Annotated in this window: 18 protein-coding genes and 2 tRNA genes; 8 read left to right on the top strand and 12 right to left on the bottom strand. The window is 73.5% G+C overall.

Features of this window, described 5'->3' with window-relative positions:
- The first annotated feature begins 243 nt into the window (after nucleotides 1–243).
- From ACFV1L_RS23800 to ACFV1L_RS23790, 3 genes are all read left to right on the top strand, one after another.
- A complete protein-coding gene (locus ACFV1L_RS23800; protein ID WP_380368921.1) occupies nucleotides 244–1,731 on the top strand; it encodes a hypothetical protein in 1,488 nt (495 codons plus the stop codon).
- A gap of 151 nt (nucleotides 1,732–1,882) precedes the next feature.
- Nucleotides 1,883–3,427 (top strand): N,N-dimethylformamidase beta subunit family domain-containing protein, encoded by a 1,545-nt coding sequence (locus ACFV1L_RS23795; protein ID WP_380368918.1) that lies wholly within the window; start codon nucleotides 1,883–1,885, stop codon nucleotides 3,425–3,427.
- A 60-nt stretch (nucleotides 3,428–3,487) separates the two neighbouring features.
- On the top strand, nucleotides 3,488–4,387 hold the full coding sequence (locus tag ACFV1L_RS23790; RefSeq protein ID WP_380368916.1) for a phosphoribosylaminoimidazolesuccinocarboxamide synthase: 900 nt from the start codon (nucleotides 3,488–3,490) through the stop codon (nucleotides 4,385–4,387).
- A 30-nt stretch (nucleotides 4,388–4,417) separates the two neighbouring features.
- Here ACFV1L_RS23790 and ACFV1L_RS23785 read toward each other — a convergent pair whose 3' ends face one another.
- From ACFV1L_RS23785 to ACFV1L_RS23755, 7 genes are all read right to left on the bottom strand, one after another.
- Nucleotides 4,418–5,032: a response regulator transcription factor gene (locus ACFV1L_RS23785; protein ID WP_035864327.1), complete on the bottom strand. Its 615-nt coding sequence runs from the start codon at nucleotides 5,030–5,032 to the stop codon at nucleotides 4,418–4,420.
- A complete protein-coding gene (locus tag ACFV1L_RS23780; protein WP_380368913.1) occupies nucleotides 5,029–6,276 on the bottom strand; it encodes a sensor histidine kinase in 1,248 nt (415 codons plus the stop codon). The genes ACFV1L_RS23785 and ACFV1L_RS23780 overlap by 4 nt, the downstream gene beginning before the upstream one ends.
- A gap of 51 nt (nucleotides 6,277–6,327) precedes the next feature.
- Nucleotides 6,328–7,131: an ABC transporter permease gene (locus tag ACFV1L_RS23775; RefSeq protein WP_380368911.1), complete on the bottom strand. Its 804-nt coding sequence runs from the start codon at nucleotides 7,129–7,131 to the stop codon at nucleotides 6,328–6,330.
- Complete coding sequence (locus ACFV1L_RS23770) at nucleotides 7,128–8,102, bottom strand: ABC transporter ATP-binding protein (protein WP_380368908.1); 975 nt, start codon at nucleotides 8,100–8,102, stop codon at nucleotides 7,128–7,130. The genes ACFV1L_RS23775 and ACFV1L_RS23770 overlap by 4 nt, the downstream gene beginning before the upstream one ends.
- Nucleotides 8,103–8,255: 153 nt before the next feature.
- A tRNA-Gly gene (locus tag ACFV1L_RS23765) sits at nucleotides 8,256–8,331 on the bottom strand.
- Between the two features lie 38 nt (nucleotides 8,332–8,369).
- Nucleotides 8,370–8,442 (bottom strand) — tRNA-Gly (locus ACFV1L_RS23760).
- 154 nt (nucleotides 8,443–8,596) lie between these two features.
- Nucleotides 8,597–8,914 carry an Lsr2 family protein gene (locus ACFV1L_RS23755; RefSeq protein ID WP_035864320.1) on the bottom strand — a complete coding sequence of 106 codons (318 nt, stop codon included), beginning with the start codon at nucleotides 8,912–8,914 and terminating at the stop codon, nucleotides 8,597–8,599.
- A gap of 423 nt (nucleotides 8,915–9,337) precedes the next feature.
- Here ACFV1L_RS23755 and purS point away from each other — a divergent pair, with 423 nt between their 5' ends.
- From purS to ACFV1L_RS23735, 4 genes are all read left to right on the top strand, one after another.
- Entirely contained in the window at nucleotides 9,338–9,592 is a 255-nt protein-coding gene (gene purS / locus ACFV1L_RS23750; RefSeq protein WP_033250393.1) for a phosphoribosylformylglycinamidine synthase subunit PurS, read from the top strand.
- Nucleotides 9,589–10,266 carry a phosphoribosylformylglycinamidine synthase subunit PurQ gene (purQ, locus tag ACFV1L_RS23745; RefSeq protein WP_380368904.1) on the top strand — a complete coding sequence of 226 codons (678 nt, stop codon included), beginning with the start codon at nucleotides 9,589–9,591 and terminating at the stop codon, nucleotides 10,264–10,266. The genes purS and purQ overlap by 4 nt, the downstream gene beginning before the upstream one ends.
- Nucleotides 10,266–12,521, top strand: a complete 2,256-nt coding sequence (gene purL, locus ACFV1L_RS23740) for a phosphoribosylformylglycinamidine synthase subunit PurL (RefSeq protein ID WP_380368902.1) — start codon at nucleotides 10,266–10,268, stop codon at nucleotides 12,519–12,521. Before purQ ends, purL begins: the two co-directional genes overlap by 1 nt.
- 74 nt (nucleotides 12,522–12,595) lie before the next feature.
- A complete protein-coding gene (locus tag ACFV1L_RS23735; protein WP_380368899.1) occupies nucleotides 12,596–13,408 on the top strand; it encodes a sterol carrier family protein in 813 nt (270 codons plus the stop codon).
- Nucleotides 13,409–13,411: 3 nt separating this feature from the next.
- On the opposite strand, the gene ACFV1L_RS23730 is transcribed toward ACFV1L_RS23735, so the two are convergent.
- From ACFV1L_RS23730 to fbaA, 5 genes are all read right to left on the bottom strand, one after another.
- Nucleotides 13,412–14,275 (bottom strand): nucleic acid/nucleotide deaminase domain-containing protein, encoded by an 864-nt coding sequence (locus tag ACFV1L_RS23730; RefSeq protein WP_380368897.1) that lies wholly within the window; start codon nucleotides 14,273–14,275, stop codon nucleotides 13,412–13,414.
- An 89-nt stretch (nucleotides 14,276–14,364) separates the two neighbouring features.
- The gene (locus tag ACFV1L_RS23725) at nucleotides 14,365–15,225 is read right to left on the bottom strand and encodes a DUF3152 domain-containing protein (protein WP_380368894.1); all 861 of its coding nucleotides are present in this window, start codon (nucleotides 15,223–15,225) and stop codon (nucleotides 14,365–14,367) included.
- A 120-nt stretch (nucleotides 15,226–15,345) separates the two neighbouring features.
- Entirely contained in the window at nucleotides 15,346–16,056 is a 711-nt protein-coding gene (locus tag ACFV1L_RS23720) for a hypothetical protein (RefSeq protein ID WP_380368891.1), read from the bottom strand.
- Between the two features lie 89 nt (nucleotides 16,057–16,145).
- On the bottom strand, nucleotides 16,146–16,565 hold the full coding sequence (locus ACFV1L_RS23715; protein ID WP_380368889.1) for a DUF3151 domain-containing protein: 420 nt from the start codon (nucleotides 16,563–16,565) through the stop codon (nucleotides 16,146–16,148).
- Between the two features lie 93 nt (nucleotides 16,566–16,658).
- Nucleotides 16,659–17,681 carry a class II fructose-bisphosphate aldolase gene (gene fbaA / locus ACFV1L_RS23710; protein ID WP_380368887.1) on the bottom strand — a complete coding sequence of 341 codons (1,023 nt, stop codon included), beginning with the start codon at nucleotides 17,679–17,681 and terminating at the stop codon, nucleotides 16,659–16,661.
- A gap of 266 nt (nucleotides 17,682–17,947) precedes the next feature.
- Here fbaA and ACFV1L_RS23705 point away from each other — a divergent pair, with 266 nt between their 5' ends.
- Nucleotides 17,948–18,673, top strand: coding sequence for a DedA family protein (locus ACFV1L_RS23705; protein ID WP_380368884.1), 726 nt, complete (start codon nucleotides 17,948–17,950; stop codon nucleotides 18,671–18,673).
- Nucleotides 18,674–18,709 lie beyond the last annotated feature (36 nt).

Genomic DNA, 18,709 nt, shown 5'->3' with positions numbered 1-18,709 from the left:
GGCGCCGGCGCGGGCGCGGCTCGTCGCCACCGACGCGCCCGGGGGATGCTGGCAGCGGAGGCGCGCCCGCCGCGGTGTCACCAGGACGGGTGGAATCCCCGGAGTTCCGGAACACCCGCCCGTACCGGGGCGTCGAGACTGGCAGGAAAGCGCCACGCGAGTCGCACCACCGGGTTCGGCACCCGCCGCTTCCCGTACCGGAATTGATCGAGTCGAGTCGGCTGCGAAGGGGGTGCCGCGGCGATGGCTGCAGTGGACACCGCACGCGCACGAGCCCGGGCCGTCCTGCGTCTTCGCGGACGGGCCGTGGCCGCCGCCGCGCTGCCCGCCGCCTGCGCGGCGGTGCTGCTGGTCGGGCGGTTCACCGGACGGATAGGCGCCGCCGGGTCACCGGACGCCCCGCTCTGGGACGGCATCCGCTGGGCGGTCGGCGCGGTCGCCGCCCTGACGCTGCTGCTGGCCGCCCTGGTGGCCCGCGCGCACCGCCGGGCCGTCCCACCCGTCACCCCCGCCGTGCCGCTGACCAGGGCGGACGCGCCGGAGCTCTACCGCCTGATCGAGGAGCTCGCCGACCGGCTGGAGGTCCCGGCGCCCGCCGGGATCGCGCTCACCCCGGACTGCGACAGCTGGCTGGAGGAGCCGCACGGCCGCGGGCGCGCCGCGCCGGGCGCGCCGGTGCTGGTGATCGGCTCCCCGTTCCTGTGGTGGATGCGCGCCGGCGAACTGCGGGCCCTGCTGGCCCCCGTGGTGGCCGGCACCGCGGCCGCCGCCGACCCGGACATCGCCGCCGCCCGCCGCTGGATCCGCACCCTGGACGCGGCGCTCGGCGACCGCCACCGCGGCCCCGCCGCGCTGGCCGACCGGGTCGACCGGTGGCTGCTCGGCGCCTGCCGGGAGCACTCCGCGGAGCTGGAGCACGCCGTCGCCGCGTGGGCCTCCGAGCAGGCCAAGGCCGTCGACTACGGGCTGCGGATCGCCGCCCAGGAGCAGGTCGGCCTGGCCTACGCCGGCTGGGACCGGCTGCTCACCCGGGTCGCGCTGCCCGCCTGGCGGCTCGGCCGGCACCCCTCGCACCTGAACGCCGGCGTGGTCGCCGCGCTCACCGAGCTCTCCCGCCGCGACCGGCTGGCCGACGGCTACGGGAACCGGCTCGGCGACCGCCCCGCCTGCGACCTGCTGGAGGAGCCCGGCCTGATCGACACCCGGGTCTCCCTGCTGGCCGCCGAACTGCTGCACGAGGAGCCGGCCGGCGGCTGGCAGCAGCTCGACTGGGAGGACTACCCGCAACAGGTGGTCGACCGGGGCTGGCGGGAGAGCGCCGCCGCCCTGCAGGCCGCCCTCGGCGACGACCGCCCGCACACCGGCCCGGCGCTGGACAAGCTGCTGGCCCGGCTGGCGGCAGGGGAGGCCGAGGCCCTGGCGGCCGCCCTGGCGGGCAGGGTGGCGCGCGCCGCCGAGGTCGCGCCCCCGCTGCCCCCAGTGCGCAGCGGACGCGACCTGCTGGTCGAGCACCTCACCGCCACCGTCTGCTGCGCCGCGGTGGACGCCGGCACCGCGAGCCCCGGCCTGGACTGGCTGGACGGCCCGGTCCTGCTGTCCCGGGCGGCGCCCCGCGCGGAGCTGGCCCCGGCGGTGGCGGCCGCCGTCGAGGCCGGGCAGGACGGCCCGCTGCGGACCTGGCTGGAACGGGCGGGCGTGCGGCTGGAACGCCCGGTGCGGCTTTCCGGCTGAATTTCCGAAAGATCCCAAGAAACCCGGTTTCTCCGGTACCAATTGCTACGGTGGGGTCACACTGCGCCAGCAAACTGTGGTGTGCTGGCTTGCACGCACATCCGCATGGCACATGCCATCAACGGCGGACGGGCACGGGTGGGGAGGGCGTGTGGGGACGGAATCCAACCGCCGGTGGGAGTCCGGCACGCTGGCGCACGGGGTGACCGACCCGTTCGGCCAGGGCCCGCTGCCGTGGCTGCGCAGCCCGGACCACTACCTCGCGGACGGCGAGGGCGCGGTGCCCTGGTACGTGAGCGTGGACGCGCCCGGGCAGCAGCCGCTCGAAGGAGCGGCGCGGCCGCCGCGGCCCGAGGTGAGCGGGCCGAGCAACGCCGACGACGTGCGCCGGCAGATCAAGGGGTTCGCCTCGGTCGGCGTGGTGCGGCCCGGCGGGGCGGTCGACTTCCGGGTGACCGTCCACCCGCCGCAGGAGTTCCAGGTCGACGTGTACCGGATCGGCCACGACGGCGGCGACGGCGCCCGCCAGGTCGCCTCCAGCCCGCTGATCGCCGGGCTCGCCCAGGCCGCCCCGATGGTCGCCGACCGCACCGTCTCCTGCCACCACTGGTGGCAGTCCTGGCGGCTGCAGGTGCCGACCGACTGGCGGCCCGGCGCGTACGTCGCCGTGCTGACCACCGCCGACGGCGGGCACCGCAGCCACATCCCGTTCACCGTCCGGGACTTCGCCCCGACGGACCTGCTGCTGGTGCTTCCGGACGTGACCTGGCAGGCGTACAACCTGTTCCCGGAGGACGGGCGCGTCGGGGCCAGCCTGTACCACGCGTGGGACGCGGCGGGGCGGCTGGTCGGCGAGGAGGAGGCGGCGGTCACGGTCTCCTTCGACCGCCCGCACGCCGGGGCCGGACTGCCGCTGCACGTCGGGCACGCGTACGACTTCATCCGCTGGGCCGAGCGGTACGGCTACGACCTGGGCTACGCCACCGCGACCGACCTGCACGCCGGCCTGGTCGACTCCGCCAAGTACAAGGCGCTGGTGTTCCCCGGGCACGACGAGTACTGGTCGGAGCCGATGCGGCGGGCCGTGGAGCGGGCCCGGGACGGCGGCACCTCGCTGGTGTTCCTGTCCGCGAACTCGCTGTACTGGCGGGTCGAGCTGACCGCCGGCGCCAACGGCGAGCCGTCCCGGATGCTGAACTGCCGCAAGCGGCAGAAGGTCGCCGCCGACCACCCGGCCGCCGGCGTGCCGGGCGCGGCCAGCGCACTGTGGCGGGACGCGGGGGAGCCCGAGCAGCACCTGCTGGGCATCCAGTACGCGGGCAGCGTGCCCACCCCGGCGCCGCTGGTGGCCCGGAACACCGCGCACTGGCTGTGGCAGGGGACCGGCCTCTCCGAGGGCGAGGAACTGCCCGGCCTGGTCGCCGGCGAAGCCGACCGCTACTACCCGAAGGTCGCGCTGCCGGCCCACACCGAGCGGACCCTGCTGGCGCACTCGCCGTACCGGGACGCCCTCGGGCGGCTCACCCACCAGGAGACCTCGCTGTACCGGGCGCCCAGCGGCGCGTACGTCTTCGCGGCCGGGACGTTCGCCTGGTCGCCCGCGCTCGACCGGCCCGGACACACCGACGAGCGGATCCAGCGGGCCACCGCCAACCTGCTCGACCAGCTCTGCAAGGAGGGGCGCACCGGCCCGTGATCCGCCGGTCGTGAAAGACTCCCCGCAGCAGAGCCCCCCAGCTGTGAGGACGTTACGACCGTGAGCGGATTCGTCACCAAGCCCGAGCCGGTCCAGGTGCCCGGCCTGGTCCACCTGCACACCGGCAAGGTGCGCGACCTGTACCGGGACGGCAACGGCAACCTGGTGATGGTGGCCAGCGACCGCACCTCGGCCTACGACTGGGTGCTGCCCAACGAGATCCCCGACAAGGGCCGGATCCTCACCCAGCTGTCGCTGTGGTGGTTCGAGCGGATCGCCGACCTGGTGCCCAACCACGTGATCTCCACCGAGCTGCCCGAGGGCGCCCCCGCCGACTGGGCCGGCCGCACCCTGATCTGCCGCAGCCTGGAGATGGCGCCCGTGGAGTGCGTGGCCCGCGGCTACCTGGCCGGCTCCGGCCTGGAGGAGTACCGGGCCGCCCGCACCGTGTGCGGCATCGCGCTGCCCGAGGGCCTGGACAACGGCTCCGAGCTGCCCGCCCCGATCTACACCCCGGCGCTGAAGGCCGAGGTCGGCGAGCACGACGAGAACGTCTCCTACGAGGAGACCGCCCGCCGGATCGGCGCCGACCTCGCCGCCACGCTGCGCCAGACCACCCTCGCCGTGTACACCCGGGCCCGCGAGATCGCCCGCGACCGCGGCCTGATCCTCGCCGACACCAAGTTCGAGTTCGGCCTGCTGGACGGCGAACTGGTCATCGGCGACGAGGTGCTGACCCCCGACTCGTCCCGCTACTGGCCCGCCGACGAGTGGCAGCCCGGCCGCGACCAGCCGTCCTTCGACAAGCAGATCATCCGCGACTGGCTGACCTCGCCCGCCTCCGGCTGGGACCGCAAGAGCGAGAACCCGCCGCCGCCGCTGCCCGCCGAGATCGTCGAGCACACCCGGCAGCGCTACATCGACGCGTACGAGAAGCTCACCGGTCTCGACTGGAAGTGACGCCGGGCCGCGGCCGGCTGTGACGGCCCGTCACAGCCAGCCGTGCTCGCGGGCGATCCGCACCGCCGCGTGGCGGTTCTCCGCGCCGAGCTTGCCCGCCGCCGAGGACAGGTAGTTGCGCACGGTGCCCTGGGACAGCGACGCCCGGTCGGCGATCTCCGCGATCGAGGAGCCGTCCGCGGCCAGTTCCAGCACGTCCGTCTCGCGCGGCGTCAGCGGCGAGTCGCCGGCGCTGATCGCCTCCGCGGCGAGCTCCGGGTCCACGTACCGGCCGCCCGCCCGGACGGTGCGGATGATCCCGGCCAGGTCGGACGCCGACACCGTCTTCGGCAGGAAGCCGCGCACCCCGACCTCCAGGGCCCGCTTCAGGTAGCCCGGCCGGCCGTGGCCGGTCACGATCATCACCCGGCAGTCCGGCAGCCGGTGCCGCAGTTCGGCGGCCACCTCCAGGCCGTCCAGACCCGGCATCTGCAGGTCCAGCACCGCCACGTCCGGGCGGTGCGCGGCGGCCATCGCCAGCGCCTCCGGCCCGGACGCCGCCTCGGCGACCACCGTCAGGTCGTCCTCCAGCGCGAGCAGCGCCGCCAGCGCCCCCCGGATCAGATGCTCGTCGTCGGCGAGCAGTACCCGCACCCGGTCCGTCACGCCACAGACTCCCTTGCTGCCATCGGTAGTTCGGCGGTCACCCGGAACCGCCCGGGGCCGGGGCCGGCCGCCGTCAGGGTGCCGCCGTGGGCGGCCAGCCGCTCGCGCAGGCCGCGCAGACCGCTGCCCGCGCCCTCGGTACGGGCCGGCGGGACGGCGGGCACCCCGTCGTTCTCCACCTCCAGCACCGCGGCGCCGCCGGACACCCGCAGCCGGAACGTGCAGTTGGCGGCCTCGGAGTGCCGCAGCACATTGGTCGCGGCCTCCCGCACCACCCAGCCGAGCACCGACTGCGCCTCGGCCGGAAGCGCGTCGGCACCGGTCAGTTCGGTCCGGCAGTCGACGTTCGCGGCGCGCAGCACCGAGGCCGCGCCGATCAGTTCGGTGTGCAGCTCGACGGTGCGGTAGCCGCGCACCACCTCGCGGACCTCGCGCTGCGAGTCCTGCGCGATCCGCTGGACCTCGGTCATCTGGTCGACCGCCTCCGGACGCTGACGGCGCGCCAGCTGCACGGCCAGCTCGCTCTTCAGCGCGATGGTGGCGAGGTTGCGGCCGAGCACGTCGTGCAGGTCGCGGGAGAACCGCAGCCGCTCCTCGGCGACCGCGAGCCGGGCCTGCGCCTCCCGGGCCGCGTCCAGCTCCCAGACGACCTTCGCCATCCAGGCCGAGCAGCGGGCGGCCGCCGCGGCCAACGTCGAACCGAGCACGGTGCCGACGGCGATGCCGACCATCGCCGCCACCGGGGCGCCGCCCAGTGCCGGCAGCGCCGTCAGCGCGGCCACCAGGGCGAGCCCGCCGGACAGCGCGAGCCGGGTCGGCAGGGCGATCGCCGCGGCGGTGATCCAGCAGGTCGCCGACATGGTGGCCATGACGCCGGGGGCGGCCGCCGAGGCCGGCGCGTCCGGCCCGCCCGGGGGGCTCGTCAGCAGCGCCGTCAGCGTCAGGCCCACCGACAGCGCCGCCGACAGCGCCGCCCAGCCGTACGGGTGCGGGCGGCGGCCCAGGTACGCGGCCAGGCCGGTGCGGAACAGGACGATGTTCAGCGCCCCCGCCGCGAGCATGCCGAGCACCACCACCCGGAAACCGGCCGACAGCTGGTCCTCCTGTGCGGCGGCGGCCACCGAGCCGAGCGCCAGCAGTGGCTGGGCCACCGCCACGATGTACAGCGACCACCGCACGTACAGCTCGATGCGCTGCGGCTTGGACATCGCCTGCCAGCGGCGGATCGGTCGTGGCCTGCTCACCCGCACGGCGTGGTTCCCTCTTTCCCGAGCTTCTCGACGACGTCGCCGAATCTATCGGCGCGGCTCCCAGCGGAACCAACGGCGGGCGGCCCACACCGCTGCGGCCGTCCACACCGCGGCCAGCAGCAGCGGCATCGCGCCCTGCCCCCACGTCCCGGCGAAGCCCTCGGCCGGGGAGGAGCCGTCGGTGCCGAACCAGCCGATCCGCAGCAGCTGCAGCGCCGGGGTGGTCGGCAGCAGCCGGCAGACGTCCGCCACCGAGTCCGGCAGCGACTCCAGCGGGACCATCAGCCCCGAGCCGAGCTGGGCGACCAGCAGCAGCGGCAGGGTGGTGATGCCGGCGCTCTCCACCGTCTTGGTGACGGCGGAGGACACGGCGGCCAGCGCGGCCAGCAGAGCCGTCGTCAGGACCACGCCGAGCAGCATCAGCAGCGGGTTCACCGGCACCGGCAGGTCGAGCAGCACCGCGCCGCCGACGCCCAGCAGCAGGCACTGGACCAGCGCCAGCGCGATCGACGGGGCGGCGGTGCCGACCAGGATCTCGCCATCGGTGGCCTCGCCGGTGCGCAGCCGCTTCAGCACCAGCTCGCTGCGCCGGGCGGTGTAGGCGGTGGTCAGGTTGCAGTAGACGACGATCAGCAGCACGACGCCCATCGAGCCGGCGATCAGATTGGCGTCCACGTCCAGGCCGGGGGTCCGCTCGGCGGCCTGGTCGAGGATCGAGCTGAGCGTGCCGACCAGCACCAGCGGCAGCGCCAGGGCCATGAACATCGCGGTGCGGTTGCGGCGCAGCAGGGTGGCCTCGGCGCGGCCGAGGGCGAGCAGGCGCCCGGCGGGGGTGGTCGCGGCGGTCATGCGGCACGTCCGATCTGCGGCAGGGTGGCCGCGTCGGACGCGGCGATGGCGAGGAAGGCCTCTTCGAGGGAGGCGCTGCGGGCGTCCAGGCGGCCCAGGGCGACCCGGTGGCGGGCGGCCCAGCCGAGCAGCTCGGTCAGGGTGCCCTGCAGGTCGGCGGTGCGCAGGGTGATCCGGCGGCCGTCGATCGACGGGTCGGCGCCGGGCAGGGCGGGCAGGTCGAGGGCGGCGTGCGGGCCGGTGCGCTCGGGCAGTTCGAAGCTGATCCGGGCGGGGTGGTCGGCGAGCACCTCGTCGACGGTTCCGCCGGCCACCACCCGGCCGCCGTGCATGATCGCCAGCCGGTCGGCGAGCTCCTCGGCCTCCTCCAGGTAGTGCGTGGTGAGCAGCACCGTGGTGCCGTCCGCGCGCAGGTCGCGGATCAGCCGCCACACCGAGGCGCGGGCCTCCGGGTCCAGGCCGGTGGACGGCTCGTCCAGGAACAGCACCTCGGGGCGGCCGAGCAGGGCCATCGCCAGGTCGAGGCGGCGGCGCTCGCCGCCGGAGAGCTGCTTGACCCGGACGGTGCGCTTGGGCAGCAGGCCGACCAGGTCGAGGGCCTCGTCCACGGTGCGGGAGTCGCTGGTCAGCCCGGCCCAGCAGCGGCCGGTCTCGGCGAGGGTCAGCTCGCCGGGGAAGCCGCCCTCCTGCAGCATGATGCCGATCCGCGGCCGGAGCGCGGCCCGGTCGCGGGCCGGGTCCAGACCGAGCACCCGGACCTCGCCGGCGCTCGGCGCGGCCAGGCCCTCCAGCACCTCCAGGGTGGAGGTCTTGCCGGCGCCGTTGGTGCCGAGCAGCGCGAACAGCTCGCCCCGGGCGACGGTGAGGTCCAGGCCGCGCACGGCCTCGAAGCCGGACGGGCCGGACGGTCCGTAGCGGCGGTGCAGGCCGCGGGCCTCGACGGCGGGGTGGGAACGGCTGGTGTCGGTCATGGCTCCAGCCTTCCGGCGGGCCGGGCCGTCCAGTAGTGCGGGCCGTCATCGGCCGCCGGTGGAGTTCCACGGGTCGGCGGTGACAAATGTCATCGGTCGCCGGGCCGGGCCGGAAACGCCGAAGGCCCCCTCGGTCGAGGGGGCCTTCGGAACTGGAGCGGACGACGAGATTCGAACTCGCGACCCTCACCTTGGCAAGGTGATGCTCTACCAACTGAGCCACGTCCGCACGGTATTGAGTTGTGACAGCTGTTAACGCTCGCTGCGAGCGGACGACGAGATTCGAACTCGCGACCCTCACCTTGGCAAGGTGATGCTCTACCAACTGAGCCACGTCCGCACGGTGCTTGCGCACCGGCCGCCCCGCTCGGGTTGTTCCCCCGGTTGCGGCGACGAGAAATACTCTACAACATCAATCGGCCTGCTCGCCCCACCCTTCCCCGGCGGCGTGGCCGGGGGAGGGTGCGCGGCCCGCAACGGGCCGCCGGGGAGCGTCAGTTGCTCTCGGAGAACGCCTCGTAGACGTGCTTCGGGATGCGGCCGCGGGCGGGCAGCTCCATGCCGTTCGACTGCGCCCAGGCGCGGACCGCGGCCGGGTCCGGGGTGAGCGCGGTGCGGCGGAAGGACTTTCCGCTGCGGCTCTGCCGGCGGCCCGCGGCGACGAACGGGGCGAGGGCCTCCCGAAGCTTTTCCGCGTTGTCGGCGGACAGGTCGATCTCGTACGACTTCCCGTCCACGCCGAAGTGGACGGTTTCCGCGGCGGCGCCGCCGTCCAGGTCGTCGGAGAGCGTGACGACTACACGCTGAGCCATGGGTGTCAATCCTCTCGGGCAATTCGGCCGGCAGGGGTCTCGGATGCCCCGTCGGTCCGCTGGGCCGGGATCACGGCATCCGTCGGCGGGCAGGGAGAGCCCACGCCGAGATGCGGCGCGTTCGGCTGCCGGTCGCCCTATTCTGCACCCGGAAGCAGTCGAAATCGAAGAGTTCGGGATTCCTTTTTTCCGGATATTCACGGGGTTCCCTCCGATGCCGATACCTCCTCGTTACAGAGGGGATTAAACCGACGAAATCGGATGCCGCGGGGGTTCCGGGGGCCCGGCCGCGGGGGCCCGGAACCCTTGTCGCGTAAGGGGCATGGGTCTACGCGCGTTGCCGCAGGTGGGCCGCAAGAACGCCTTCCGGCACAGGTAGGCTGAAGGTCCCCCGCCTTCACGCAATCACCACCGGGAGTGCCAGTGGCACGCGTCGTAGTCGACGTCATGCTCAAGCCGGAGATCCTCGACCCGCAGGGACAGGCGGTGCAGCGTGCACTGCCGCGTCTCGGATTCGCCGGGATCGCCGACGTCCGCCAGGGCAAGCGTTTCGAGCTGGAGCTGGAGGGGCCGGTCGACGACGCCGCGCTCGCCCGCATCCGCGAGGCCGCCGAGACCTTCCTCGCCAACACCGTGATCGAGGACTTCACCGTCCGCGTCGAGGAGGAGGGGAAGTGACCACCCGAGTCGGCGTCGTCACTTTCCCCGGTTCCCTCGACGACCGCGACGCCCAGCGCGCGGTCCGCCTGGCCGGCGCGGAGCCGGTCGCCCTCTGGCACCGTGACAAGGATCTCCACCAGGTCGACGCCGTCGTCCTGCCGGGCGGATTCTCTTACGGCGACTATCTGCGCTGCGGTGCCATCTCCCGCTTCTCGCCGGTGATGGAGACCGTCATCGAGCAGGCGAAGCTGGGAATGCCGGTCCTCGGTATCTGCAACGGCTTCCAGGTGCTGTGCGAATCGCACCTGCTGCCCGGCGCGCTCACCCGGAACGACTCGCTGCACTTCATCTGCCGCGACCAGAAGCTCCGCATCGAGAACGCCGACACCGCCTGGACCCGGGATTACTCGGCCGGCCAGGAAATCGTCGTTCCGCTGAAGAACGGCGAAGGCCGGTTCGTGGCCGACGAGCACGTCCTCGACGAACTCGAGGGCGAGGGCCGCATCGTGGCCCGCTACCTCGATGTGAACCCGAACGGTTCGTACCGCGACATCGCCGGCATCACCAACGCCGCCGGCAATGTCGTCGGCCTGATGCCGCACCCGGAGCACGCCGTGGAGCCGCTCACCGGCCCGACCACCGAGGGCCTGGGCTTCTTCACTTCCGTCCTGAAGCAGCTGGTGAACGCCTGATGAGCCTCGACACCGTCAAGAACGCCGAGCAGACCCCGGACGCCGCCCAGCCCTGGGCCGAACTCGGCCTCAAGGAGGACGAGTACGCCCGGATCCGGGAGATCCTCGGCCGCCGCCCGACCGGCGCCGAGCTCGCCATGTACTCGGTGATGTGGTCGGAGCACTGCTCGTACAAGAGCTCCAAGGTCCACCTCAAGCAGTTCGGCGAGAAGGCCCCGAAGAACGACGCGATGCTCGTCGGCATCGGCGAGAACGCCGGTGTGGTCGACGTCGGCCAGGGATACGCGGTCACCTTCAAGGTCGAGTCGCACAACCACCCGTCGTACATCGAGCCCTACCAGGGCGCGGCCACCGGCATCGGCGGCATCGTCCGCGACATCCTGGCGATGGGCGCCCGCCCGGTCGCCGTGATGGACCCGCTGCGCTTCGGCGCGGCCGACCACCCGGACACCCGGCGCGTGCTGCCCGGGATCGTCGCGGGCATCGGCGGCTACGGCAACTGCCTGGGCCTGCCGAACATCGGCGGCGAGGTCGTGTTCGACTCCTGCTACCAGGGCAACCCGCTGGTCAACGCGCTGTGCGTCGGCGTGATGAAGCACGAGGACATCCACCTCGCGAAGGCCTCCGGCCCCGGCAACAAGGTCATCCTGTACGGCGCCCGCACCGGCGGCGACGGCATCGGCGGCGTCTCCGTGCTCGCCTCGGAGACCTTCGACGCGACCGGCCCGGCCAAGCGCCCCGCCGTCCAGGTCGGCGACCCGTTCCAGGAGAAGCTCCTCATCGAGTGCACCCTGGAGATCTTCAAGGAAGACCTCGTCGCGGGCATCCAGGACCTCGGCGGTGCCGGCCTGTCCTGCGCCACCTCGGAGCTGGCCTCGGCCGGCACCGGCGGCATGAAGATCGAGCTGGACACCGTCCCGCTGCGCGACCACACGCTCTCGCCCGAGGAAATCCTCATGAGCGAGTCGCAGGAGCGCATGTGCGCCATCGTCGAGCCGGGCAAGGTCGACCGCTTCCTCGAGATCTGCGAGAAGTGGGACGTCATCGCCACCGTCATCGGCGAGGTCACCGACGGCGAGCGCCTGGAGATCTTCTGGCACGGCGAGCTGGTGGTCGACGTGCCGCCGCGCACCGTCGCCCACGAGGGCCCGACCTACCAGCGCCCGTACGCCCGCCCGTCCTGGCAGGACGCCCTGCAGGCCGACGCCCCGACCGCCGAGCGGCTCGCCCGCCCGGCCAACGGCGCCGAGCTGAAGGACGCGCTGCTGAAGGTCGCCGGCTCGCCGAACCAGGCCTCCAAGGCGTGGATCACCGACCAGTACGACCGCTACGTGCTGGGCAACACGGTGCTCGCCAGCCCCGAGGACTCCGGCATGATCCGGATCGACGAGGAGACCAACCTCGGCGTCTCGGTCGCCACCGACGGCAACGGCCGCTACGCCAAGCTGGACCCGTACACCGGCGCCCAGCTGGCCCTGGCCGAGGCCTACCGGAACGTCGCGGCCGGCGGCGCCAAGCCGCTCGCCGTCTCCGACTGCCTCAACTTCGGCTCCCCCGAGGACCCGGACGTGATGTGGCAGTTCGCCGAGGCCACCCGCGGCCTGGCCGACGCCTGCCAGGTGCTCGGCACCCCGGTCACCGGCGGCAACGTCTCGCTGTACAACCAGACCGGCGACGTCGCCATCCACCCGACCCCCGTGGTCGCGGTGCTCGGCGTCATCGACGACGTCACCCGGCGCACCCCGGTCGCGTTCGCCGAAGAGGGCCAGCTGCTCTACCTGCTCGGCGACACCGCCGACGAACTGGGCGGCTCCGCCTGGTCGCAGGTCGTGCACGACCACCTCGGCGGCCTGCCGCCCAAGGTGGACCTGCAGCGCGAGAAGCTGCTGGGCGAGATCCTGATCGCCGCCTCCCGCGACGGCATGATCGACGCCGCCCACGACCTCTCCGACGGCGGCCTCGCGCAGGCCCTGGTGGAGAGCTGCCTCAAGGGCGGCAACGGCGCCCGCGTGGTCGTGCCCGAGGGCCTCGACCCGTTCGTGTTCCTGTTCTCCGAGTCCGCCGGTCGCGCCGTGGTGGCCGTCCCGCGCAGCGAGGAGCTCCGGTTCAACGACATGTGCGGCGCGCGCGGCCTGCCCGCCACCCGCATCGGCGTCGTCGACGGCGACGCGCTGGAGGTCCAGGGCCAGTTCACCGTGACCCTGGCCGAGCTGCGGGACGCCCACACCGGCGTCATCGAGGCGCTGCTCGCCTGACGCGGAATCGTTCCGACGGGCGGTCGGTTCGGAGTTCTCCGGACCGGCCGCCCGCCTTTTTGTACGCTGCGGGCATGCCCACTGCGAAGCCCCGAACCTACGACCCGGTGAAGGTGCGCGCCGCGCTCACCGGGCAGCTCGACGCGATCTCCGCCGCCGTCCGCTCGCTGGACGACGAGCAGCTCGCCCTGCCGACCCGGCTGGGGGACTGGCGGGTGCGCGAACTCGTCGCCCACCTCGGCATGGTGGCCAGCTGGGTGCCGCTGCACCTGCACGACCCGCTGCCGCCGCAGGCCCCGATCACGCCGCTGTACTGGGCCTCGAAGACCCGTACCGCGGCGGCGGCGATCAACTCCACCGCGGTGGAGCTGGTGGCCGAGCAGTTCGCCGGGGACGCCGCCCAGGTGTCCGGCGAACTCGACCGGCAGATCGGCGAGTTGTGGCGCGCGCTGGACAGCGGGGCCGGGCAGCGGCCGGACGCGGTGCTCCCGATGCGGTTCGGACCGATGCTGCTGGCCGACTTCCTGGTGACCCGGCTGGTGGAGACCGTCGTGCACGCCGACGACCTGGCCGACGCGCTGGGGATCGCCGACTTCCCGCACGACAGGTTCGCACTGGCCTCCGCCGCCCGGCTGCTGGCCGACGCGTTCGCCGCCCAAGTGCCGGGCGGAGCCGTCGAGTTGCGGATCCCGCCGTACGCGGTGGTGCAGGCCGTGGAGGGCCCGCGGCACACCCGGGGCACCCCGCCGAACGTGGTCGAGACCGACCCGCTGACCTGGATCCGGCTGGCCACCGGCCGGCTCGCCTGGGCCGACGCGCTGGACGCCGCGCTCACCGCGAGCGGCGAGCGCAGCGACCTGTCCGGGTACCTGCCGGTGCTGGGCTGAGGGTCACTCGCCGGCGGCCAGCGCGGCGGCCAACTCCCGGATGCCCGCGTCGCGTTCGGCCGCCGTGTCGCCGTAGTCGTGGCTGTGGGTGAACTCGGCGTTCGGGAACGCCCGGGCCATCCACAGCGCGCAGTAGTGGCCGGGCATGGTGCAGGCCTGCAGTTCGGTGTAGACCTCGATCACGTCGGCCGGGTCGAGGCCGGCCGCGGACAGCCGCTGCCGGAGCGCCTCCTCGGGGTGCACGGCGAGCGAGCCGTCGGCGGTCAGGATCAGCGGCTCGCCGTCCCGGCCGCGGATCCTGAACGCCGCGTGGCCCGGCACGCCCCGGGTGTGGCGGATGTCCTCCAGCACCCGGGGCCACCACTGCTCGTCGTTCTCGAAGGCGCGCAGGTCGGTGCCGCGCATCCGGCCCTCCGCCGCCGAGAACAGCCGGAACACCTCGTCCGGCTGCTCGGCGGCGGCCAGCGCCCGCAGGTTCTCGTCCAGCGTGCAGAGGTTGTCCAGGAACGCGTCGAGCGAGTCGTCGACCGGGACGGACGGCCCGCGGAAGGCCAGGTACACCGCCCGAACCCGGCCGTCGCCGTCCACGCACAGCTCGGCGCCGCGGTCGCTGCCCAGCCGCACCCAGTCGGCCTCGGGCCGCCCGTCCGCGGACAGCCCGACCGCGCGGGCCCAGTCGGCGAGCCGGAGCGGCTGCCCGGGGTCGGCGGTGAAGTACGGCCCCACCTGCAGCGGCAGGCCGGCGGTGGAGAGCAGCGCCGCCGTCCGGGCGGAGGCGGCGGTGCCGGCCAGCGCGGCGGGGGCGGGGCGGTACAGGCCGGCCGGGCCGAAGCGGTCGTGCAGGCGCTGGGAGAGTTCGGTGGTCATGGTGCTCCGTCGGTCGGTTCAGTGGCCGCGGCGGGCCGGTCGGCGGTCGGGGGCTCCGTCACCCGGGGCCGGAGGGTCCGTGGCCGGCGTCAGGGGACGGACGGTCCGCTGAGGTAGCTGCCGTCGGCGTCGTACGGCCAGGCGTTGGCGGTGCAGCCCTTGAGGCCGTAGATCTGCTGCATCATCGCGGGCGCGGGCTTGCCGGGGCCGGGGCAGCCCTCGTGGCCGTGGCCTATTCGGTGGCCGACCTCGTGGTTGACGATCAGGGCCCGGTAGTCGTCCAGGGTGCCGTCGAACTGCGGTGAACCGGTGAGCCAGCGCTTGGAGTTGACCACCACCTGCTTGCCGACGTCGCAGTTCACCTCGCCCTGGGTGTTCAGGCCGCCCGCGCCGCAGATCCGGTCGGTGGTGTCGGGGGAGGCGATCTTGACGGTGAAGTCGTAGACGCCGGAGGAGACCAGCTGGAAGCTGTTGCGCTTGTCGGCGGTCCAGCTGCGCTTGTCGGCCAGCACGGCCTGGACCGCGGCGGCGGCGTCCTTCGGTGTGATGCCGATGCCGTTCTCCACCTCGACCCGGTAGCGGCGCAGGGTGCTGCCGGTGCCGACCGCGCCGCCGGAGGCGTCGGCGGTGGTGAAGGTGCCGCTGCCGTGCTGCACGACCTGCGGCGCGGTCGGCGGGGCGCTCTGCGGCGGCGCGCTGCTCGCGGGCGGCGCCGACGGGGCGGCGGGCTCGGGGGCGGGGGAGTCGGCCATCGGGGGGACGGCCCGGGCCTGGGTGGTGGCGTCACCGTTCTGCGGCTGCTTGCCGGCGCCCAGGTCGAGGCGGGTGAGCCCGGCCACCGCGAGCACGGCCACCGCCGCGCTGCCGCCCAGCGTCAGGGCCAGCCGCCGGCGGCGCAGCCTGGCGCGTCGCCGGGCGGACCTGCCGGTGGACCTGCGGGCTGCGGGCATGTGGGTGTTCCCTCGGGACGGCGACATGGCGTTTCGTGCGGCACGGTGGCCCGGTTCGCACGAATGTGCTGCACCGTCAACATACGCGGTATGGCCCCGGATGGTTCCGGCGGAGGTGGTTCAGCCGTGGATCCGGGCCCGCAGACCGTCCAGTACGGTGCCCAGCGGGGCTCCGGTCAGCGCCGGGTCGGCGGCGTCCGGGCCGCTCCGGGAGAGCATCAGCACCAGGTCGCCGTCGCCGTCGAGAGGCACCCGGGCGATCGCGACCGGCGTCCGGCCGGGGGTGAGCACGGGCTTGCCGCCGGGCTTCGGCCGGCCCGTGGCGACCGGGCCGAGGTCGTCGGCGCTCAGCCCGGCGGCTCGCTGGATGGCCGGCAGCATCATGTTCACCCCGACGTCGTCCAGCGGGACGGCCTCCAGGTCGAGCTGCAGGGTGCTGCCGCCGGCCGTCCAGACGCAGGTGATCCAGGCGTGGGCCGGCAGGCCGGGCGCGGACGCGGTGGTCGGCGACGGGCTGATGCCGGACGGCCACGGGTAGGGCGGGGTGCCGTCGCCGGTCTCGCCGACCACCGGCCGGTCGTTCCCGGAGCCCGGGGTGACGGCGCGGTCGATCCCGGCGTCCTTGAGCGCTGCGGCCAGGTCCAGCCCGAACGGGCAGGCGGCGGAGTCCTGCTGGCGCAGCTGCTGGGCGGTGGAGCGCACTGCGGCGTAGGAGAGGCCGGAGCCGTCCTCGCCCGAGCAGGCGGCCGCCCCGAGGGCGACGCCGAGCACGGCGGGAAGCGCGAGCAGCCGGTGGCGGGCGGGGCGGGCCGGGGCCCGGTCTGTGGTCACCGTGTCAGGCTACGCCCTTGCCCCGCAAGGAGGTTGACGGTTTTTCGGACGGGCCGCCTGCGCCGGTGCACGGCGCAGGCGGTCGGTGGTCACTGCTTGAGTTCGGCGTACGCCTCGGCGCTGCTGTCCTTCAGGAACTGCCAGCAGCGGGTCTCCTCCTCGGTCTCGCCGATCGAGCCGGCGGCCCGGGCCAGCGCGGCCAGGCAGCGCAGGAAGCCGCGGTTGCCGCGGTGTTCCCACGGCACCGGGCCGTGTCCGCGCCAGCCGCTGCGGCGCAGCGCGTCCAGGCCGCGGTGGTAGCCGGTGCGGGCGTAGGCGTACGACTCGACCGTGCGGCCGGCCGCGAAGGAGTCGTCCGCGAGCATCGCCCAGGCCAGGCAGAACGCCGGGTACTCGGCCGCCACCTGGGTCGGGGAGGCGGACTCCTCGGCCAGCATCCGGTAGGGCTGCTCCTCCTCGGGCAGGAGGGTCGGCTCCGGTCCGTCGAGCAGGTTCTTGTGCATCTCCATGGTGTGCCAGTCTGCCACTCGGCGGCCGCGGCCCGGGGAGAACGACGGCGCCCCCGTACCCGGGCGGGTGCGGGGGCGCCGTGCGGGCGGGCGTTACTTCATGCGCTTGCCGGCCGAGCGCAGCTGCTGCGCGGCCTCCAGCACGCGGGCGGCCATGCCGGCCTCGGCCAGCTTGCCCCAGGTGCGCGGGTCGTAGGTGTTCTTCTTGCCGACCTCGCCGTCGACCTTCAGCACGCCGTCGTAGTTGCGGAACATGTGGTCCACGACGGGACGGGTGAACGCGTACTGGGTGTCGGTGTCGAGGTTCATCTTCACGACGCCGTTCTCCAGCGCGGTGGCGATCTCCTCCGCGGTGGAGCCGGAGCCGCCGTGGAAGACGAAGTCGAACGGGTCCTGCTTGCCGTACCGCTTGCCGATCTCGTCCTGCAGGTCGCGCAGCAGCTCCGGGCGGAGCACGACGTTGCCCGGCTTGTACACGCCGTGCACGTTGCCGAACGAGGCGGCCAGCAGGTAGCGGCCCTTCTCGCCCAGGCCGAGGGCCTCGGCGGTGCGCACCGCGTCGTTCACGGTGGTGTACAGCTCGTCGTTGATCTCGTGCGAGACGCCGTCCTCCTCGCCGCCGGTCGGGGTGATCTCGACCTCGAGGATGATCCGGGCGGCGGCGGCCTGGGCCAGCAGCTCCTGGCCGATGGCCAGGTTGTCGGCCAGGGTCTCGGCCGAGCCGTCCCACATGTGCGACTGGAACAGCGGGTTCTCGCCGCGGGCGACGCGCTCGGCGGAGATCGCCAGCAGCGGGCGGACGTAGCCGTCCAGCTTGTCCTTCGGGCAGTGGTCGGTGTGCAGGGCGACGGTGACGTCGTACTTGGCCGCGACGATGTGCGCGAACTCGGCCAGCGCGACGGCGCCGGTCACCATGTCCTTGTTGTGCTGGCCGCCCAGGAACTCCGCACCACCGGTGGAGATCTGGATGATGCCGTCGCTCTCGGCCTCGGCGAAACCGCGCAGCGCGGCGTGCAGGGTTTGCGACGAGGTGACGTTGATGGCCGGGTAGGCGAACTTGCCCGCCTTGGCCCGGTCGAGCATCTCGTTGTAGGCCTCGGGAGTTGCGATGGGCATGCGAATCCGCTCCTGTCGGTGTGGGGCGATCGGACGACGCTGTCCGAAGGCTCGATACGCCTGTGGTTCACGACATCGATGCGATACGAGCGACGAGGGTGGTTGCTCGACCGCGGGCCGGACACCTGGGTCATCTTCCCAGACTCGCCCCCCGGACACACCCAGCGGCCCGCCACTTGGGACGGTCGGCCCGGCGGACCCTCCGGCGAACGGTTCGCGGGCCGCCGGTTGAGGCTTTGCCAAGGGACTCGGGCTATCCTGCGCGCGTGGAACACATCCAGCTCGCCGTCAACGTCCTTGACGCCAAATCGCTCGTCGCCTCCGTCGGCGCCATCGGGATCCTGGCGATCATCTTCGCCGAGACCGGCCTGCTGGTCGGGTTCTTCTTCCCCGGTGACTCGCTGCTCATCCTGGCCGGCGTGGCCGCGTCCAGCGCCGCCGCCAAGGTGTTCGGCGAAGGCGCCCAGATGAACATCGCCGTCCTGCTGATCGGTGCGCCGCTCTGCGCGATCACCGGCGCCCAGCTCGGACACCTGCTCGGCCGGAAGGTCGGACCGAGGATGTTCGACAAGCCGAACTCGAAACTCCTGCGCCGCGAGTACGTGGACAAGGCGGAGGAGTACTTCGAGAAGTTCGGCCCCGCCAAGGCCGTCGTGATGGCCCGCTTCATCCCGGTGGTGCGGACCTTCCTCAACCCGGTGGCCGGCACCCTGAACATGCCGACCCGGACGTTCTTCGTCTGGAACGTCGTCGGCGGCGTGCTGTGGACCGAGACCATGCTGCTGATCGGCTACCTGACCGGCGACCAGCTGGCCGACGTGATCGACAAGTACCTGCTGCCCGCGATGGCGCTGATCGTGCTGATCTCGGTCTCGCCGATCATCGTCGAGGTGGTGCGCGAGCGGAAGAAGAAGAAGGCCGCCGCCGCCCTCGGCGGCGTCGAGGCCCCCGCCGCCGACCCGGTCGCCGGCGGCCGCCACCGCAAGAGCTGAACCTGCGGGCAGCGAGAGGCCCCGACCGCCTTCGGG

The organism is Kitasatospora sp. NPDC059646, from assembly GCF_042734615.1.
Taxonomy (GTDB): domain Bacteria; phylum Actinomycetota; class Actinomycetes; order Streptomycetales; family Streptomycetaceae; genus Kitasatospora.
Note: the sequence above shows the minus strand (reverse complement) of the source record. Positions and strands in the feature narration are given on the sequence as shown.